This window comes from Streptomyces incanus (assembly GCF_042656345.1).
Classification (GTDB): domain Bacteria; phylum Actinomycetota; class Actinomycetes; order Streptomycetales; family Streptomycetaceae; genus Streptomyces; species Streptomyces incanus.
In genome coordinates this window covers 1-2,062 of the sequence record NZ_JBHSPC010000022.1, presented here as the reverse complement: position 1 = coordinate 2,062, position 2,062 = coordinate 1, and the positions used below count along the sequence as shown (strand labels likewise).

At 67.0% G+C, this 2,062-nt stretch carries 1 pseudogene; it reads left to right on the top strand.

Annotation, left to right across the window (positions count from 1 at the left end):
• Nucleotides 1-334: 334 nt before the first annotated feature.
• Nucleotides 335-1,803 (top strand): annotated as a pseudogene (locus ACFP2V_RS09075) (IS3 family transposase).
• Nucleotides 1,804-2,062 lie beyond the last annotated feature (259 nt).

Sequence of the window (2,062 nt, the reverse complement as noted above, 5' to 3'; positions counted from 1 at the left end):
GGGGGGGGCGAGCGAAGCGGCAGCCCGGGGACGATGTCAGTGCCCTGTGCAAGGCTGTCAGGCCGACGGTAAGGGGGGCGGATGAACGAGCCGATCAGCGAAGAAGCCGCTGAGACGATCCGCAGAATGGCCATCTCCCGAATGCGTGCTGGTGCGATCGGGAGATTTGGCGTCGGGGTGAAGAGCGTACTGGTTGTCGACGATGCCGTTGTGCCCTCAGAGAGCACGACGACTGATGCTTTCGGCTTGGAGAAAACCCTCTCTGTCAAAGTAGGTCGAGTCAGGCATACTGGATGATTCATTGAGTCGAGGGCGGAGAAGGAGTAGCGCCCGGGTGGCCAGTACCAACGACCACGGGACCCCTGATCCGCAGGTAGCAGCCCGTTCCACCGGTCCGCGCCGGTACACCGCGGAGTACAAGGCGAGGATCCTCGCCGAGTACGAGACGCTCGACAAGAAGGGCAAGGGTGCCCTGCTGCGGCGGGAGGGGCTGTACTCGTCGTTGATCACGACGTGGCGGCAGCAGCGGGACAAGGGCGCCCGGGCGGCGCTCGCCGCGCCGGCCGGACGGCCGAAGGCGGACCCGCGGGACAGGGAGATCGCGAAGCTGAAGGCGGAGAAGGCCCGGCTGGAGGCCGACCTCGCCAAGGCCCGCCCCGTGATCGAGGTCCAGGGAAAACTCTCCGCGCTGCTCGACCAGTTCGCCACGGACAGCGCCCCGAACCAGACCGGCGAGAACACCAAGTGACCGGAGCCGACCCCGCGGCCGTGTTCGACGCTGCCCGCGACCAGGCCCTCGAGGAGCTCACCGGGCTGGTCGGACGCGTCCGGGCATGCGCCGCGCTCGGCGTGAGCCGGGCCACCTACTACCGCCATCACCGCCAGAGCCCCACCCCGGCCAGGCCGCGGCAAAAACGGCGCCGGCACCCCCGGGCACTGTCGCCCGAAGAGGAGATGCGGGTCCTTGACGTGCTGCACTCCCCGGAGTTCGCCGACATGGCGCCCGCCGAGATCTACGCGGTCCTCCTGGACCGGGGTGTCTACCTGTGCTCGGAGTCGACGATGTACCGGCTCCTGCGCCGGCGCGGCGAGGTCCGTGAACGCCGCCGCCAGGCCGTCCACCCGCCGAGGACGGTGCCCGAGCTGGTCGCCGAGGGCCCGAACCGGGTCTGGAGCTGGGACATCACCAAGCTGAAGGGCCCGGTCAGGGGCGTCTACTACTGCCTCTACACGATCATCGACATCTTCAGCCGCTACACGGTCGGCTGGATGATCGCCGACCGGGAGAACAAGGACCTCGCGGAGCGGTTCCTGTCCGAGACGATCGCCAAGTACGGCATCGAACCGGGCCGGTTGACGATCCACTCGGACCGCGGGTCCCCGATGGTCGCGCAGAACGTCGCCCAGATGATGGCCGCTCTCGGCGTCACCAAGTCGCACTCGCGGCCGAAGACGTCGAACGACAACCCGTACAGCGAGAGCCAGTACAAGACCCTGAAATACCGGCACGACTTTCCCGAGCGTTTCGGCTCCCTCGAGGACGCCCGGGCGTGGTGCACCCACTTCTTCACCTGGTACAACGAGGAGCACCGGCACTCCGGGATCGGCCTGCACACCCCCTGTGACGTGCACTTCGGCCTCGCCGAACAGCTCCGCGAGATGCGCGCCGACGTCCTCCGGGCGGTCTACGCGAGGCACCCCGAGCGCTTCGTCCGCAAGCCGCCCGAGCCGCCGAAACTCCCCGAAGCGGCCTGGATCAACAAGCCGACACCAGACGGCCCATTGATCCCGGCACAGCGTTAGAACGATCTACCTGCCTTGATCGCTTTGACAGGTTCCGAAACGAGGGCTGCGGGAACAGCCATGGACGGACAGCACAGGCTGTCGTCGCTCGTTGAGTGGCCAGGAGTTCCGCCAACTCAGTTGCGCGGGGCGGCATCTGCTACTGGAGATGATGTCCGGCCCGCCTGGCTTGAACCAGTGCCATACGCAGGGGGCTGTCGAAAAATAACTCCTCGATCTTGATGTGGAGTTATGGGGGCGTGGAGTCGTGCCCGGCGAT